This is a genomic window from Clostridium zhoujianii, assembly GCF_051590805.1.
Classification (GTDB): Bacteria; Bacillota; Clostridia; order Clostridiales; family Clostridiaceae; genus Clostridium.
This window is the reverse complement of record NZ_JBPUTF010000001.1, coordinates 1,799,009-1,815,076: the sequence shown is the minus strand read 5'-3', so window position 1 is coordinate 1,815,076 and position 16,068 is coordinate 1,799,009. Positions and strand designations below refer to the sequence as shown.

17 protein-coding genes are annotated in these 16,068 nt (G+C 31.5%); 16 read left to right on the top strand and 1 reads right to left on the bottom strand.

Going from position 1 to position 16,068, the window contains the following annotated elements:
• Positions 1 to 31 precede the first annotated feature (31 nt).
• Positions 32 to 1,234 carry a nucleotidyltransferase gene (locus tag ACSYT2_RS08470; protein ID WP_438384530.1) on the bottom strand — a complete coding sequence of 401 codons (1,203 nt, stop codon included), beginning with the start codon at positions 1,232 to 1,234 and terminating at the stop codon, positions 32 to 34.
• 213 nt (positions 1,235 to 1,447) lie between these two features.
• Here ACSYT2_RS08470 and pta point away from each other — a divergent pair, with 213 nt between their 5' ends.
• The 16 genes from pta to trmD all read left to right on the top strand — a co-directional run bounded on the left by pta (position 1,448) and on the right by trmD (position 16,041).
• Entirely contained in the window at positions 1,448 to 2,452 is a 1,005-nt protein-coding gene (gene pta, locus ACSYT2_RS08465) for a phosphate acetyltransferase (protein ID WP_430854791.1), read from the top strand.
• Between the two features lie 20 nt (positions 2,453 to 2,472).
• Positions 2,473 to 3,669: an acetate kinase gene (locus ACSYT2_RS08460; protein WP_430854790.1), complete on the top strand. Its 1,197-nt coding sequence runs from the start codon at positions 2,473 to 2,475 to the stop codon at positions 3,667 to 3,669.
• Between the two features lie 99 nt (positions 3,670 to 3,768).
• Positions 3,769 to 4,278, top strand: a complete 510-nt coding sequence (locus tag ACSYT2_RS08455) for a YceD family protein (protein WP_430854789.1) — start codon at positions 3,769 to 3,771, stop codon at positions 4,276 to 4,278.
• Positions 4,279 to 4,280: 2 nt separating this feature from the next.
• Positions 4,281 to 4,463 carry a 50S ribosomal protein L32 gene (rpmF, locus tag ACSYT2_RS08450; protein WP_430855750.1) on the top strand — a complete coding sequence of 61 codons (183 nt, stop codon included), beginning with the start codon at positions 4,281 to 4,283 and terminating at the stop codon, positions 4,461 to 4,463.
• Between the two features lie 57 nt (positions 4,464 to 4,520).
• Positions 4,521 to 5,513 carry a phosphate acyltransferase PlsX gene (gene plsX / locus ACSYT2_RS08445; RefSeq protein ID WP_430854788.1) on the top strand — a complete coding sequence of 331 codons (993 nt, stop codon included), beginning with the start codon at positions 4,521 to 4,523 and terminating at the stop codon, positions 5,511 to 5,513.
• An 85-nt stretch (positions 5,514 to 5,598) separates the two neighbouring features.
• A complete protein-coding gene (gene acpP / locus ACSYT2_RS08440) occupies positions 5,599 to 5,829 on the top strand; it encodes an acyl carrier protein (RefSeq protein WP_430854787.1) in 231 nt (76 codons plus the stop codon).
• 96 nt (positions 5,830 to 5,925) lie between these two features.
• Positions 5,926 to 6,624: a ribonuclease III gene (rnc, locus tag ACSYT2_RS08435; protein WP_430854786.1), complete on the top strand. Its 699-nt coding sequence runs from the start codon at positions 5,926 to 5,928 to the stop codon at positions 6,622 to 6,624.
• Positions 6,617 to 7,615, top strand: coding sequence for an elongator complex protein 3 (locus ACSYT2_RS08430; protein ID WP_438384529.1), 999 nt, complete (start codon positions 6,617 to 6,619; stop codon positions 7,613 to 7,615). The genes rnc and ACSYT2_RS08430 overlap by 8 nt, the downstream gene beginning before the upstream one ends.
• A 334-nt stretch (positions 7,616 to 7,949) precedes the next feature.
• Positions 7,950 to 11,504 carry a chromosome segregation protein SMC gene (smc, locus tag ACSYT2_RS08425; RefSeq protein WP_430854784.1) on the top strand — a complete coding sequence of 1,185 codons (3,555 nt, stop codon included), beginning with the start codon at positions 7,950 to 7,952 and terminating at the stop codon, positions 11,502 to 11,504.
• A gap of 22 nt (positions 11,505 to 11,526) precedes the next feature.
• Positions 11,527 to 12,438, top strand: coding sequence for a signal recognition particle-docking protein FtsY (gene ftsY, locus ACSYT2_RS08420; protein ID WP_430855749.1), 912 nt, complete (start codon positions 11,527 to 11,529; stop codon positions 12,436 to 12,438).
• Between the two features lie 82 nt (positions 12,439 to 12,520).
• Positions 12,521 to 12,850 (top strand): putative DNA-binding protein, encoded by a 330-nt coding sequence (locus ACSYT2_RS08415; protein ID WP_430854783.1) that lies wholly within the window; start codon positions 12,521 to 12,523, stop codon positions 12,848 to 12,850.
• Between the two features lie 19 nt (positions 12,851 to 12,869).
• Positions 12,870 to 14,225, top strand: coding sequence for a signal recognition particle protein (gene ffh, locus ACSYT2_RS08410; RefSeq protein WP_430854782.1), 1,356 nt, complete (start codon positions 12,870 to 12,872; stop codon positions 14,223 to 14,225).
• A 35-nt stretch (positions 14,226 to 14,260) separates the two neighbouring features.
• On the top strand, positions 14,261 to 14,506 hold the full coding sequence (gene rpsP, locus ACSYT2_RS08405) for a 30S ribosomal protein S16 (protein WP_430854781.1): 246 nt from the start codon (positions 14,261 to 14,263) through the stop codon (positions 14,504 to 14,506).
• Positions 14,507 to 14,555: 49 nt separating this feature from the next.
• A complete protein-coding gene (locus ACSYT2_RS08400) occupies positions 14,556 to 14,783 on the top strand; it encodes a KH domain-containing protein (RefSeq protein WP_430854780.1) in 228 nt (75 codons plus the stop codon).
• A 57-nt stretch (positions 14,784 to 14,840) separates the two neighbouring features.
• Complete coding sequence (rimM, locus tag ACSYT2_RS08395) at positions 14,841 to 15,338, top strand: ribosome maturation factor RimM (protein ID WP_430854779.1); 498 nt, start codon at positions 14,841 to 14,843, stop codon at positions 15,336 to 15,338.
• Entirely contained in the window at positions 15,328 to 16,041 is a 714-nt protein-coding gene (gene trmD, locus ACSYT2_RS08390) for a tRNA (guanosine(37)-N1)-methyltransferase TrmD (protein WP_438384528.1), read from the top strand. The genes rimM and trmD overlap by 11 nt, the downstream gene beginning before the upstream one ends.
• Positions 16,042 to 16,068 lie beyond the last annotated feature (27 nt).

The following is a 16,068-nucleotide window of genomic DNA, read 5'->3' as shown; positions in this document are numbered from 1 at the left end:
TTATATTTCTTATGGCTAATTTATATTATCCTTACTTTAAAAAAAATGGACTTTTTAAATAATCTTCATAGGGTGATATTGCATTATTTAATACAGAATAAGCTTTGGTTCCAAGTAAATCTAATGATAATAAAGGATTATCTATTTTCTTTGGAATCTTAGTTATAATACTCACATTATTTTTTTTCTTAATTTCTTTTAGTAATTTGCTTCCTTTTTCATTGAAAGCAAGGGGCCTTATATAATTATAATTAGATAGTTCTTCATAATTAGGATAATTCTCAAGCCCAATGAAAAAAGCTGTTAATATTCTACTAATACGAGTGTATGTATATCTTTTACTTTTAACTTTTAAAATTAGTTCATCTAAGCTATTGGAATTCACAATCTCTTTTATTATTTTATTATCCAATCCTTCTCTAACTTCAGGAAGAAGTGAAAGTTTATTACCTTCAGTTAAAATTTTGTATTTTAAAAAAGGAAAAATATCCTCAGGATATATCATAGGATAGTTGTTAGAAAGTAGATTGCTTATTCCTTTATATGATTCTTCTGGCATTGTTGATTTTAGTGAGGATAAATCACCATCATTCTTTAAAGTAGCTCTTATTGAAGTGGCGGAAGGGAATTTACTTTTCACTTCAACATCATTATAATTAGCCCCTGCTCTTTTTAAAGTATAAGGTAAGATATTGCTATTTATCTTCTTTAAAGCCTTTATATACTCAATGGCTAAGATATTGTTTGAGTTAGATAAGATATCACTACAGGCTACATTAGGAAGAAAAGTTTCTAAAGCAGCTTTTCTAGCTGTATGAAAAGGTAATCCTTTATCCAACTCATTTTTCATAATAAATTTAAATTCATTAGGTTCATCAATTATGGTGGAGGCTAATATATCTAATTCAGTAATACTCCCATGCTCACTGCCAAAGTATAGATTATTAACTACACCTGTAGATTCTAATATACTTACAGCACCACTTGCGAAGCCTTCAGCTGATGATATAGAACATTTAAGGGGTAATTCTATTACAAGATCTACTCCGTTAGCAATTGCTATTTTAGCTCTATTCCATTTATCTATAATTGAAGGCATACCTCTTTGCATAAAGTTTCCGCTCATTATACATATAATAGCATCAGAATTAGTATCTTTACGTGCACTTTCAAGATGAAGTTTATGACCAAGATGAAAAGGGTTGTATTCTGTGATTATTCCTGTTATATTCATAAAAATCCTCCTTCGTGGAAAATCTAATTGTAATTATATCACAAAGTTAAGAAGTTAGACTAAAACATTATTAGCAAGCAATTTATCTGATAATTAAGATAATTGGAAATCTAAAGACTTTGGAAAATAAGCGTTTTTATGTTGAAATAAAGACCTATATAGGAGTATAGTATAATAGAAGAGACAATCGGGTCTTTGAAAGGAGAAATGAACATGGAACTTATGAACAAAATTTTGGAAGTAGCAAAGGCAGATAGAAAAAGAATCGTACTTCCAGAAGGTAATGAAGAAAGAACAATCGTTGCCGCTGAAGAAATACATAAGCAAGGGTTTGCTTATCCCGTATTAATAGGTGACGATGAAGAAATTTTAAATAAAGCTAAAGAACTAGATGTAGATTTAAGCGGAGTAGAGATTATAAATCCCGCTAAATCTGATAAGCTTGGGGCATATATCGAAAGTTTTTATGAGTTAAGAAAAAGTAAAGGGATGACAATAAGTAAAGCAGAAAAAATCGTTAGAGATCCCTTATATTTTGGAACAATGATGGTGAAGATGGATGATGCTGATGGAATGGTATCAGGTGCTATTCACACTACAGGAGATTTATTAAGACCAGGATTACAAATAATAAAGACGGCTCCAGGAGTTTCTGTAGTATCAAGTTTCTTTATTATGATGGTGCCAGGATCTAAGTATGGAGAAGAAGGAATGTTATTATTCTCAGACTGTGCTGTAAATCCAAATCCAACTGAAGATCAGTTAGCAGCTATTGCAATAGCAACAGCAGATACTGCAAAGAATTTATGTAAGGTTGAGCCAAGGGTAGCTATGTTATCATTCTCAACTATGGGAAGTGCAGATCATGAGCTAGTTAGCAAAGTTAGAGTTGCTACCGAAAAGGCTAAGGCTTTAAGACCAGATTTATTAATAGATGGAGAAATGCAATTAGATGCTGCTATAGTTGAAAAGGTTGCTGATCAAAAAGCTCCGAATAGCAAAGTTGCTGGTAAGGCAAATGTATTAGTATTCCCAGACTTACAATCAGGAAATATAGGTTATAAATTAGTTCAAAGATTTGCTAATGCTGAAGCAGTAGGACCAATATGTCAAGGTTTTGCTAAACCTATAAATGACTTATCAAGAGGGTGTAGTTCAGAAGATATAGTAAAAGTAGTTGCTATTACTGCTGTTCAAGCACAAAGTACAAATAAGTAATTATATTAGGGGGCATAAAAATGAAAATTTTAGTTATTAATTGTGGAAGTTCATCTTTAAAGTATCAACTAATTGATATGAGAAACGAGGATGCTATTGCGCAAGGTTTAGTAGAAAGAATAGGAATCGATGGTTCAATACTTACACAAAAGGTGGAAGGTAGAGCTAAATATATAGTTGAAAAACCAATGAAAGATCATGAAGATGCTATTAAATATGTTTTAGAAGCATTAATTGATTCTACAAACGGTGTAATCAAGAGTATGGATGAAATTACAGCGGTAGGACATAGAGTTGTTCACGGTGGTGAAAAATATTCTAAATCTGTAATTGTAAATCAAGAAGTGATGGATTATTTAGAAGAGTGTGTTAAATTAGCACCGCTACATAATAGACCAAATATAATAGGAATTGAAGCTTGTAAAGCCTTAATGCCTAATACACCAATGACTGTTGTATTTGATACTGCATTCCACGGTACAATGCCAAAGGAAGCATACATATATCCTTTACCATATGAATTATATGAAAAACATGGTATAAGAAAATATGGGTTCCACGGAACTAGCCATAAATATGTAGCTATGGAAGTTGCTAAGGCAATGGATAAAAATATAGAAGATTTGAAAATAATTACATGTCATTTAGGTAATGGTGCAAGTATAACAGCTGTTAAAAACGGTAAATCTATAGACACAACTATGGGATTTACACCTTTAGAAGGAATAGCAATGGGAACTAGATCAGGAAGCATAGATCCAGCAATTGTTATGTATTTAATAAATGAATTAGGTTATTCTAGTGAAGAAGTTAATAACATATTAAATAAAGAATCTGGTATATATGGAATTTCTGGAGTAAGTTCTGATTTTAGAGATATAAAAGATGCAGCATATAATAAGGGAAATGAAAGAGCTACATTAGCTATAGATATCTTTAATTATAAGGTTAGAACACAAATTGGAGCATATACTGCTGCAATGGGTGGTGTAGATGCTATAGTATTCACCGCGGGTGTTGGAGAAAACTCTATAGAAACTAGAGAAGGTTGTGTAGAGGGACTAGAATTTATGGGAATAGAAATTGATAAAGAGAAGAATAAAGTTTTTGGTGATCTTGCTTTAGTTTCAAAAGATAGCTCAAAAGTAAAAATTTATGTTATTCCTACTAATGAAGAGCTTATGATTGCAAAAGAAACATTAGAATTGTTAAATTAAGCCCTTGACTTTTAATCAGCCAGTTTATATAATAAATTGTGTTTATTCAGTAAATATTTTAGTTAAGGAGTGGAAAAGGCTCAAAAAGAGTCGTTTTTTATGAAGATACAAATTTCAGATCTTATTTCAAGAAGAGAAAGAAAAAAAAATATTTCGTATAACTTTGTAATTGAGCCATTTTATTTCGAAGGAGATAAAATAAAACCTACTAAAGAAGTGGAAGTTTTAGGTGAAGTTACAACAGATGATGAAATAGTTGTAATGCAAGCTAGTGTTAAAACTGAATTAGAACTTAGATGTTCTAGATGCTTAGAGACCTTTATCTATCCAATAGATATTGATATAGAAGAAAGGTTTACAAATAATGCTGAGATTAATGAAAATGATGAGGCACTATTTGTAAAGGATGATGTTTTAGACATCACTGAAATAGTTGAAAATGCAATAATTTCAACCTTACCTATTAAGAGACTTTGTAGTGAAAACTGCAAAGGTCTATGCCAAAGCTGCGGTGCGAACCAAAATAAGGAAGCATGCAACTGCGATAATGAAGATATAGATCTTAGATTAGCAGGGCTAAAGGCGCTTTTAAATAATAAGGAGGTGTAATGATGGGAAATCCAGCAAGAAAGACATATAAAGCTAAAAGAGATTCAAGAAGAGCTCAAACTTTTAAGGCAAGCATACCTGGTATAGTTGAGTGTCCTCAATGCCACGAAATGAAACTTGCTCATAGAGTATGTAAGAGTTGTGGTTACTATAAGGGTAAAGAAGTAGTAGTTGCTGCTGAATAAAAGAAAGTCATTTGACTTTCTTTTCTTTGTATATAGGGGAAAAAAGGAGGGAAGATTATGAAGATAGCTATAGATGGAATGGGGGGCGATCATGCACCACAAGCTGTAGTGGATGGCGTTGTTCAAGCCTTAAATGAATATAATGACCTACATATGTATATTACAGGTCCAGAAGAGGCGATTAAAGCTGAATTATCTAAGCATAACTATCCAAAAGAAAGGTTAACAGTAGTTAATGCTAATGAAGTAATATCTCCTAATGAACACCCAGTTATGGCCCTAAGAAAGAAAAAGGAATCAAGCATTGTTAAAGCACTAAATCTTGTTAAAGAAGGTGAGTGTGAAGCTATTATATCCGGGGGGAGCACAGGAGCATTCCTTGCGGGATGTACTCTTATTATAGGAAGAGTAAAAGGGGTAGATAGACCTGCTTTAGCACCTATAATGCCTGGAAGAAAAGGTAATTTCATGGTCGTTGATGTTGGTGCAAACGTTGATTGTAAACCACAATACCTAGTTCAATTTGCAAAGATGGGAAAGATTTATTATGAAAGTATGTATGATACTAAAAATACTTCCGTAGGTCTTGTTAATATTGGAGCAGAAGAAGAAAAAGGTAATGAACTTACTAAAGAAACATATCAATTGCTTAAGAAAGAAGATTTCAACTTTGTAGGTAACGTAGAGCCGAGAGAAATACCTAAAGGTGAGGTTAATGTATTAGTAACTGATGGATTTGTAGGAAATACAGTGTTAAAGATGTATGAAGGATCTGCATCTAGCTTACTAGGAATGATTAAAGATGAGATTTACTCCTCATCACCTATCTCAAAGGTTGGAGCTTTACTTTTAAAGCCTGTATTTAAGAAACTTATGGTTAAGTTTGACTACAAAGAAGTTGGAGGAGCACCATTCTTAGGAGTAAATGGTATATGCATAAAGGCTCACGGAAGTTCTGATGGGAAAGCCTTTAAAAATGCAATTAGACAAACTAAGATATTCAATGATAGAGAAATATTAGAAAAAATTAAAAACCAATTAGCAGAATAAATTATTAATAGAAAATTTTTATGGTATATTGACGAATATATTTATATATAATATTATCTAATTGAAGACTTAGGAGGTGAATATAATGTTTGAAAAAATTCAAGAAATTATAGCTGACAAATTAAGTATTAATATTGAAGAAATTACTTTAGATTCATCATTTATAGATGACTTAAATGCGGATTCATTAGACATTGTAGAACTTATAATGGCACTAGAAGATGAACTAGATATGGAAATACCAGATGAAGTTGTTGAAAACTTTAAAACAGTTGGAGACGTAGTAAATTACGTAAAAGCAAATCACGAGGAATAGTTTAATCCCGCATAAAAGCGGGATTTTGTATTTTAGTTTATTCTTGAATTTATTAGTGATCTAAAAGTTGAAGAATAAACTTAGAGGAGAGGGACAATGAAAAATACAAATTTAATAAAGTTAGAGGAGTCCTTAGGAATTAAGTTTGAAAATGAAGAATTTATTAGGACAGCTCTAACACATAGTTCTTATGCAAAGCAGTTTAAAGAGGCGGAGTATAATGAAAGGTTAGAATTTTTAGGAGATTCTGTATTACAGCTTACCATAACAGAATATCTATTTAAGAATAATAAAAACAAGGCAGAAGGTGAGCTTACAAAAATAAGAAGTTTAATTGTTTGTGAAAATTCATTGTATGAGATAGCTAGGAAATTAAATCTATCTACATATATAAGGATGAGCAGAGGAGAAGAGCTTACTGGTGGTAGAGAAAGAGTGTCTATTCAGGCTGATGCTGTAGAAGCTGTTATTGCAGCAATTTATTTAGATAAAGGTATCGAGGCTGCACGGAATTTTATTCTAGAGCAGTTTAAAGATATTATAAATAGAGCAATAAATAATAAAATAATACTTGATTTCAAAACTAAGCTTCAAGAATATCTTCAAAAAGATGGAGAGGTTAATATAACCTATGAATTAGTAAAGTATGAGGGACCACCTCATAGAAGAAGATTCTTTGTAACGGTACTATTAGGAGAGAAGGTAATGGGTCGTGGTGAAGGTTTTAGCAAGAAGGAAGCAGAACAAAATTCAGCAAGGGAAGCATTAAAAAATTTGGAGGTAATTAATGAGTAAAAAATATTTTATTATACCACTTTTTATACCTCATGAAGGATGTCCCCATGATTGTGTATTCTGCAATCAAGATAGAATATCAGGAGCTACGGAAAGAGTAACTACTGATAAGGTTATAGAAACAGTGGAAGAATATTTAAAAACAATAGATCGTGATAATGCGACAATTGAAATATCCTTCTTTGGAGGTACATTTACAGCAATAAAAGAGGAAAGACAACGGGAGTTACTTACTATTGCTAAGGATTATAAGGAAAAGGGATTAATTGATAAAATAAGAATGTCAACAAGACCAGATTATATTGATGATTATATTCTTACTTATCTAAAGGAATATAAGGTTGATATCATTGAACTGGGAGTTCAGTCCTTAGAAGATAAAGTACTTCATGCATCAGGGAGAGGACATACTGCAGAGGATGTAGAAAGAGCTTCAAAGCTTATAAAAGAATATGGAATAACATTAGGTCATCAAATTATGCCGGGATTACCTTGTGATAATTTTGATCGAGATATAGAAACAGTCAGAAAATCAATAAATATGAAGCCAGATATATGCAGGATTTACCCAGCTTTAGTTATAAAAGATACACCTATGGAGATTATGTATAAGAATGGAATTTATAAGCCATATACATTAAGTGAAGCAGTTGAAATATCTAAGGTTATGTATAAGATGTATACAGGCGCAGGAGTTCAGGTAATAAGAATAGGTCTACAACCAACTGAAACAATAGCAGAAGGGAAAGATGTTATTGATGGACCATTTCATCCTGCATTTAGAGAATTAGTAGAGGGAAGTTTATTAGCTGATAGGATTAAAGCCGGATTAAAGGGTAAAAAAGAAGGAACTATAAAAATTAATAGTAAAGATATTAGTAAGCTTTACGCAAATAAGAAGACCTATTTCAATAAAATGTTAAAGGAAGGCTATAATTTAAAAGTTGAATGTAATGACACAGTTCAAAGAGGAGATTTAATTATATTATAGTTTAGATAGAAGTTATGATATGAAAGTATAAGATAGCTGTGATATACAATTATGCAATTTAATTAATAAATATACAATCCGTTGCCAATAAAGCAACGGATTTAATATATTACTGTAAAACAGGAGCAATAAGTTTTTAGATAAACTAGAAGTTATCTGTGGTATATTGAATTTTCCTCCTGTTTACTATAAACTTATAAAGAGAAGATTAGGAGTGATTTATATGAAAAAGAAATCAAGAGATAAACTAAGATATATATTAGCGGGGTTCTTAGCTATAATATTTATAGTTATGCTTATTCCAGCGTTATTTTAATAGTGAGGAGTGGGGAGATTGTTTTTAAGATCTCTAGAAATAAGAGGATTTAAGTCCTTTGCGGATAAGACGGAATTAAAATTCAAAAAGGGTGTTACTGCTGTTGTTGGGCCAAATGGTAGTGGTAAAAGTAATATATCTGACTCTGTTAGATGGGTTTTAGGTGAACAAAGTGTCAAAACCCTAAGGGGAGGAAAGATGGAGGATGTTATATTTGCTGGTACTCAATTTAGAAAACCAGTAGGATTAGCACAAGTTTCATTAACTCTTGATAATGGGGATGGTACATTATCTACAGATTATAATGAGGTAACAATATCCAGAAGGATATTTAGATCAGGTGAGACAGAGTATTTAATTAACGGAACTAAATGTAGACTTAAGGATATAACACAATTATTTATGGACACTGGTATAGGTAAAGAAGGGTATTCATTAATTGGACAAGGCAAAATAGAAGCCATACTAAGTGGTAAACCAGAAGAGAGAAGATCTTTATTAGAAGAAGCAGCTGGTATAGTAAAATATAAATCAAGAAAAGAGGAAGCTGAAAAGAAGTTATCTAATACAGATGGAAATCTTGTTAGAATAAGAGACATAATATCTACTTATGAAGAAAGAATAGAACCATTACGAGTTGAGCGAGAAAAGGCCTTGAAATATAAGGATATTTCAGATAAGTTAAGGGAAAAAGAAGTATCTATTCTAGTTCATTACATAAATGATATGGAAAAAAACTTAAGTGAATTTAATAAAGATCTTGAAAAAAGAGAAAATTCTTTAAAGGATAAAAAGAAGACTTTATTAGAAGAAAAAGATAAGCTAAGGGAATTAGAAGAAGCTATAGAGGCTATAGAAAAGAAGACAGCAGAAGAAAGAGCTGAGTATTATGTTCAAAAAGAGGAAATATCAAAGATTAATAATGATACAGAATTATTTAAAGAAAGAATAAAAAATCTAAGTATAAATATTGAGAGAAATGAATCAACCTTAGGTGAATTAAAAAAGAAGATATCACTTTTAGAAAATGATAAGAGTAAGCTTGAAGAAGAACTTTTGTTAAAAAGGGATGAGCAAAGAAATAAAGAAGAGGAGATATCTTCTCTTGAAGATAATAATGGAGAAGCTATAAAGAAAATTAACGAGATGGATGAAGAACTCAAATTGCTAAAAGAAGATGAATTTGAGATATTAAGAGGTCATTCAGAAATTAAGAATAGCATAACATTAATAACAAATGATATAAAAATTAAAACAGAGAAAGAAGAAAGTTTAAAAGCATCATTGCTATCTATAGATGGGAATATAAAAATTAATATTGCTACGTTAGAAGGTCTTAGAAATAAAGTAGAGAGAAGTAAGGAAGATGTTAAAACCTTAGAGATAGCAATTGTTGAGAAGAAAAAAGAAATATCACATTTAGCTGGTAAGGTAACAAGAAAAGAAGGCGAAATAAGAGATATAAATAAAAGGATTAATGGACTTGAAGCAAATAAAAATATGCTTTCGAATCTTGAAAAACATTATGAAGGATATAATAGATCAGTTAAGACCTTAATGGAGAGAATAGAAAAGGGAGTTACCCCATATGCTGAGGGAACCAAGGTCTTAGGCGAGATATTTCAAGTGAAAAAAGAATATGAGGTTGCTATTGAAATAGCATTAGGTGCTGGTATATCCAACGTTATTACTGAAAATGAAAAGATAGCTAAGGATTTAATAAATTATTTGAAGAGTAATAATATTGGTAGAGCTACATTCTTACCTTTAAATAATATTAGAGGTAATAAGCTAGTACTTGATAAATCAGTTACTCTAATGGATGGATATATAGGGATAGCAGCAGATGTAATAACATATCCTAGTAAGTATGAGAAGGCTGTTAATAATGCTCTTGGAAGAACTATAGTATGTAGAGATATGGATTCAGCTTTAGCTATATCAAGGAAAGGTAATAATAGCTATAGAATAGTTACATTGACTGGTGAAATAATTGCGCCAGGAGGAGCACTAACAGGTGGTAGTATCCAAGGGAAGCATACAAATATATTAGGTAGAAAAAGAGAGATAGAAGAGATTGCAGTTAATCTTAAAAATAAAAAAGAAGAGCTTGCAAAAGCGCTAAATGAAGTAGAAAGTTTAAAATTAAAAGTTAGGGATCTGGATGAAGGAATCTTAAATAATAAAGACGAAATTCATTTTAAGAATATTGAAGTTGCTAAGAATGAAAGTGAAATAAAGGCTTTAAGAAATGAAGCTGAAAAATTAAGACATAGTTTAGAAGTAGCCAAAGGTGAAATAATAAGAAATGAAGATGAAGTTAAGAAACTTAATAATAGCTTAAAAGATAGAACAGCAGAATTAAGTAAAATTGAAGGAAAGAATACTTGGAATAAAGAAAGAGCATCTGAATTAGAAGAAGCACTAAGAATTGCAAGGACAAATGTAAATGAAATTAGAGAGAAGCTTACTGAATTAAAAGTTAATAAGGCATCACTAGATGAAGGATTAGCAGGAAAAATTAGTGATCTTTCAAGAAAAGAAAGAGAAATAGAAGAGAATATTTTAAAGACAAATGAATTAGCTGATGAAAATAAGGTTAATAAGGAAAATATAGATTATTTAAATAATGAAATACTCTTAAAAGGTGAGAAGATTACTCTAAAGAAGAAGCGAATAGAAGAGTTAGAAGAATCCTTTAAAGAGGAAGAGGTATCTAAGGGGAAATTAAAAGAAGAATTTAGGGTAAAGGAAAGTTTAATTACTGAAACCTTAGACATAATAAATAAGGAAGAGGGAGAATTAAACAAAAGAGAAATTCAAAGAGCTAAAGGTGAAATAGAAAGAGATAACCTATATACAAAGCTTAATGAAGAAATGGATTTGACCCTTGCAGAGGCAATGGAATTAGCAGTAGATGTAGATAGTATACATGTTTTTAAAGAAGAAATAGGAATGCTTAAGAGAAGTATAACCGCATTAGGTATAGTTAATCTTGCTGCAATAGAAGAATATGAAGAGGTAAAAGAGAAGTATGAATTTATGTCTGCTCAAGAAGAGGATTTAGAGAAGGCGAAGGCGGAACTATTATCTGTTATAGGTGAAATGACTGATAAGATGAAAGAATTATTTAAAGAAAACTTTAAGATTCTTAATAAAAACTTTAATGAAACCTTTAGAGAACTATTTAAGGGAGGTAGTGCTGAACTAATATTATCTGAAGGTGATGAACTTACGGCTAATATTGATATAAACGTAGAGCCACCAGGTAAGAAACTTCAAAATATAAATCTTATGTCTGGTGGGGAAAAGGTATTATCTGCAATTGCACTAATGTTTGCAATCTTAAAGATGAAGCCAACACCATTCTGTATATTAGATGAAATTGAAGCAGCACTTGATGACGCAAATGTTGTTAGATATGCAGAGTTCTTAAAAGAATTCTCTCAGGACATACAATTCATTGTTATTACTCATAGGAAGGGAACTATGGAGGCAAGTGATGTAATGTATGGAGTTACTATGGAAGAGAAAGGAATATCGAAAGTAGTATCAGTAGATTTAAGTAAGTAGATTCAGGAGGAAGATCATGGCTATATTTGGAAATGTCTTTAATAAATTAAAAGAAGGTTTAGCAAAAACTAGGGATGGGTTAACAGATAAAATTAATGAAGCTCTTAAATTAGCAGTAACCATTGATGAAGATCTATATGAGGAATTAGAAGAAATACTTATTACGTCTGATATAGGAATGGATACAACAGTAGAGATAATAGATCGACTTAGAGAGAAGATTAGAAAAGAAAAAATTAATGATACAGAAATGGTTATACCAACACTTAAAGAAGTTATAAAAGAAATGTTATTAGAGGGAACTAATGATAGTGAAGATATAGATTGTGAAAAAGTATTATTAGTTATAGGTGTAAATGGTGTTGGTAAAACAACTTCAATTGGAAAGCTTGCAGCGAAGAATAAAGCAGAAGGGAAGAAGGTACTAATGGCAGCAGCAGATACCTTTAGAGCAGCTGCAATTGATCAATTAGAAGTGTGGAGTCAAAGAGCAAATGTTGATATAATAAAACATGGAGAAGGATCAGATCCTGCATCTGTAGTTTTTGATGCCATACAAGCAGCAAAGGCAAGAAAAGCTGATTTGTTAATTTGTGATACTGCAGGTAGACTTCATAATAAAAAAAATCTTATGAATGAATTAGCTAAAATTAATAGAATCATTGATAGGGAGTATGGAGAAGCAAAGAAAGAAACCTTATTAGTTTTAGATGGAACAACAGGACAAAATGCAGTTATCCAGGCAAAACAATTTATGGAAGCTTGTCCTATAGACGGTATAATATTAACTAAGCTTGATGGTACTGCAAAGGGTGGTGTAGTTATATCAATAAAGCAAAGCTTAAATATCCCAGTTAGATATATAGGTGTTGGAGAAGGAATAGAAGATTTACAAGAATTTGATGCAGAAAGTTTTGCAGAAGCACTTTTTTAGAAAAAAATATAGGTGTTAAGTAAAAATACTTGACACCTATAAAAAATTCTGTTAATATCTCTTTTGTGGGTAAGGTGATTATATGGAAGATAGGGTTGAAATTTCATTACTAATGGATTGTTATGGTCCATTACTAACTGAAAAGCAAAGTAACATTATGGAGCTTTATTATAACGAGGATTTATCCTTGGCTGAAATAGCTGAACTGAATAACACAAGTCGTCAAGCTATCCATGATTTAATAAAAAGATGTTACAAACTACTTCTAACCTATGAAAGTAAGCTTCACTTACTTCAAAAGAGTATAAATCGTGAAAAAAAAATTATAAATCTTGCGAATAACCTAAGAGATAAATATTCCTTCGATACAGAAGAATATGAAAACTTAAAATTAGTATTAGAGGATTTATAATAAATTTAGGAGGTTTAACATGGCTTTTGAAGGATTAGCAGAAAAGCTTCAAAATACCTTTAAGAAATTAAAGGGAAAAGGAAAGCTTAATGAAAAAGATATAAAGGAAGCCATGAGAGAAGTAAAGCTTGCTTTATTAGAAGCAGATGTTAACTATAAGGTTGTTAAAACCTTTGTATCTAATGTTAGCTCAAAGTGTGTTGGTGGGGATGTTTTAGATAGCTTAACGCCAGGACAACAAGTTATAAAGATAGTTAACGAAGAACTTACTAATCTTATGGGTGGAAGCGAAAGTAAATTGAATTATTCAAGTTACGGACCTACAGTAATAATGCTTGTAGGATTACAGGGTGCAGGTAAGACAACTATGTGTGGGAAACTTGCATTAGAGCTTAGAAAGAATAATAAGAAGCCACTGTTAGTAGCTTGTGATATTTATAGACCGGCAGCTATTAAACAATTACAAGTTGTTGGAAAACAAATAGATATTCCTGTATTTTCTATGGGAGATAAGATATCTCCGGTAGACATAGCTAAAGCAGCTATAAAACAAGGAAGAGAAAATGGTAATAATGTTATTATTATAGATACAGCTGGTAGACTACATATTGATGAAGAGCTTATGCAAGAACTTAAAGATGTAAAAACAGCTGTAGAACCTAACGAAATACTATTGGTTGTAGATTCTATGACAGGGCAAGATGCTGTAAATGTTGCAGAGAGTTTCAATAAGGAACTTGATGTATCAGGAGTTATCTTAACTAAACTTGATGGAGATACAAGAGGTGGTGCTGCACTATCTATTAGAAGCATTACTGAAAAGCCAATTAAGTATGTTGGTGTAGGGGAGAAGATGAGCGACTTTGAAGTGTTCCATCCAGATAGAATGGCTTCAAGAATTTTAGGGATGGGAGATGTTTTATCTTTAATAGAAAAGGCACAGGAAGCTATTAATGAAGAAGAAGCTGGTGACTTAGCTAAAAAGATGATGTCTGCAGATCTTAATTTTGAAGATTATTTAACAGCAATGGATCAAATGAAAAAGCTAGGGCCTCTAAATAAAATTTTAGAGATGATTCCAGGTGCAGGAGCTCAACAATTAGGTGATATTGATCTTGAAAAGAGTGAAAAGATGATGGGTAAAACTACAGCTATCATTCATTCAATGACACTTAAAGAAAGAAGAAATCCTTCCTTAGTTATTGGTTCATCTTCTAGAAAGAAGAGAATAGCATTAGGGGCAGGTACAACAATTCAAGAAGTTAATAAACTTATAAAAGGCTATGAAATGATGAAGAAAAACATGAAACAAATGAAATCATTAACTAAGAAGTCTAAAAAAGGTCTTTTTGGAAAAATGCCTTTCATGAGTTAAATATATAGCTAAAATTAAAAGGAGGTGAAATATACATGGCAGTTAAGATAAGACTAAGAAGAATGGGTGCTAAGAAGGCTCCTTTCTACAGAATAGTAGTTGCTGATTCAAGAAGTCCTAGAGATGGAAGATTCATCGAAGAAATTGGATACTATAACCCAGTTGCTGAGCCAGCTGAAGTTAAAGTAAACGAAGAAAAAGCTACTGAATGGTTAAAGAATGGTGCTCAACCTACAGATGTAGTTAAGAGATTATTCGACCAAGCAGGCCTTAACAAGTAATTTTTGGAGGTGAACACTGTAATTATACATATTTAATTACAGACACTATATGAAAGAATTAGTTGAAATCATAGCTAAATCCCTTGTAGATCATCCTGAAGAAGTAAAGGTTAATGAAGTTGCTGGAGAGCAATCAATTATTCTTGAACTAAAGGTTGCTCAAGATGACATGGGTAAGGTTATTGGCAAACAGGGAAGAATAGCGAAAGCTATTAGGACCGTAGTAAAGGCTGCAGCAATTAAAGAAGAAAAAAGAGTAGTAGTAGAGATAATATAAAAAGAGAGTTAGGTGTATTCCTAGCTCTTTTTATACATTTACTCAGAGGTGAATAATATGAGCGATTATTTTAAAGTAGGTCAAATAGTTAATACACATGGTATTAAGGGTGAAGTTAAGGTTATGTCTTATACTGATGATGTTAACAATTTCAAAAGATATAAGAAAGTATTAGTTGGAAATGAGTGGAAGAATATTCAAGGTGTGAAATTCCAAAAAGATAGGGTAATACTTAAATTAGAAGGAATAGATACTATGAATGATGCTGAAACTTACAAGCAAAAATACTTAAGTGTACCAAGAGACGAAGAACCTGAACTACCTGAAGATACTTATTATGTAAGTGATTTAATAAACTGTACTGTTTATGACACAAATGATAATGATTTAGGAAAAGTATTTGATGTTATTCAAACTAAGAATAATGATGTGTACTGGATTAAAGAACCAAAGCAATTATTAATACCTGTATTAAGAGATATAGTATTAGATGTTGATATAGATAATAAGAAGATATTAATTAGTCCTGTAGGAGATTGGCAAGATGAAGATTAGTATTTTGACCCTTTTTCCTGATATGTTCTCTATTTTTGAACATTCAATTATAGGTAGAGCAAGAGAAAAAGAATTGGTTGAAATGGATATTTTCAATATTAGAGATTATACCTTAAGTAAGCATAAAAAAGTAGATGATTATCCTTATGGTGGTGGTGCTGGGATGGTAATGGCACCACAGCCTATTGTGGATACAATAAAAGCTTGTAAAGTAAAGAATAAAGGTAAGGTAATATTCTTAGGTCCTAGAGGAAAGACATTTAACCAGGAGATGGCAAAAGAGCTTTCTATGGAAGAAGAGTTAGTATTTTTATGTGGACATTATGAAGGTATAGATGAAAGGGTATATAAGCATATTGATATGGAAATATCATTAGGAGATTTTGTCCTTACAGGTGGAGAGATGGCTGCTATTCCTGTAATAGATTCCATTCTTAGGTTAATACCTGGAGTACTCGGAAAAGAAGAAAGTTTTATGGATGAATCATATTCTGATGGACTTTTAGAATATCCGCAGTATACAAGACCTGAAATATTCGAAGGTGATAAGGTTCCAGATGTTCTGCTATCAGGTCATCATGAAAACATTAGAAAGTGGAGAAGGAAGAAATCTCTAGAAGTAACAAGGGAAAGAAGGAGGGATCTATTTAAAAAAGTAGAACTATCAAAAGAAGACAGAAAGTTATTAAAAGAGAGTAAATAAAAATAATTTCTTGCATGATATAAAGAT

Bases quoted from the DNA above. Each gene is read 5' to 3' on its own strand.
- ACSYT2_RS08415 (WP_430854783.1), top strand. From the start codon at position 12,521: ATGGAAGATAGGGTTGAAATTTCATTACTAATGGATTGTTATGGTCCA.
- ffh (WP_430854782.1), top strand. From the start codon at position 12,870: ATGGCTTTTGAAGGATTAGCAGAAAAGCTTCAAAATACCTTTAAGAAA.
- ACSYT2_RS08430 (WP_438384529.1), top strand. From the start codon at position 6,617: ATGAGTAAAAAATATTTTATTATACCACTTTTTATACCTCATGAAGGA.
- pta (WP_430854791.1), top strand. From the start codon at position 1,448: ATGGAACTTATGAACAAAATTTTGGAAGTAGCAAAGGCAGATAGAAAA.
- rpsP (WP_430854781.1), top strand. From the start codon at position 14,261: ATGGCAGTTAAGATAAGACTAAGAAGAATGGGTGCTAAGAAGGCTCCT.
- rnc (WP_430854786.1), top strand. From the start codon at position 5,926: ATGAAAAATACAAATTTAATAAAGTTAGAGGAGTCCTTAGGAATTAAG.
- ACSYT2_RS08470 (WP_438384530.1), bottom strand. From the start codon at position 1,234: ATGAATATAACAGGAATAATCACAGAATACAACCCTTTTCATCTTGGT.
- rpmF (WP_430855750.1), top strand. From the start codon at position 4,281: ATGGGAAATCCAGCAAGAAAGACATATAAAGCTAAAAGAGATTCAAGA.
- ACSYT2_RS08460 (WP_430854790.1), top strand. From the start codon at position 2,473: ATGAAAATTTTAGTTATTAATTGTGGAAGTTCATCTTTAAAGTATCAA.
- ACSYT2_RS08455 (WP_430854789.1), top strand. From the start codon at position 3,769: ATGAAGATACAAATTTCAGATCTTATTTCAAGAAGAGAAAGAAAAAAA.
- acpP (WP_430854787.1), top strand. From the start codon at position 5,599: ATGTTTGAAAAAATTCAAGAAATTATAGCTGACAAATTAAGTATTAAT.
- trmD (WP_438384528.1), top strand. From the start codon at position 15,328: ATGAAGATTAGTATTTTGACCCTTTTTCCTGATATGTTCTCTATTTTT.
- rimM (WP_430854779.1), top strand. From the start codon at position 14,841: ATGAGCGATTATTTTAAAGTAGGTCAAATAGTTAATACACATGGTATT.
- plsX (WP_430854788.1), top strand. From the start codon at position 4,521: ATGAAGATAGCTATAGATGGAATGGGGGGCGATCATGCACCACAAGCT.
- ACSYT2_RS08400 (WP_430854780.1), top strand. From the start codon at position 14,556: ATGAAAGAATTAGTTGAAATCATAGCTAAATCCCTTGTAGATCATCCT.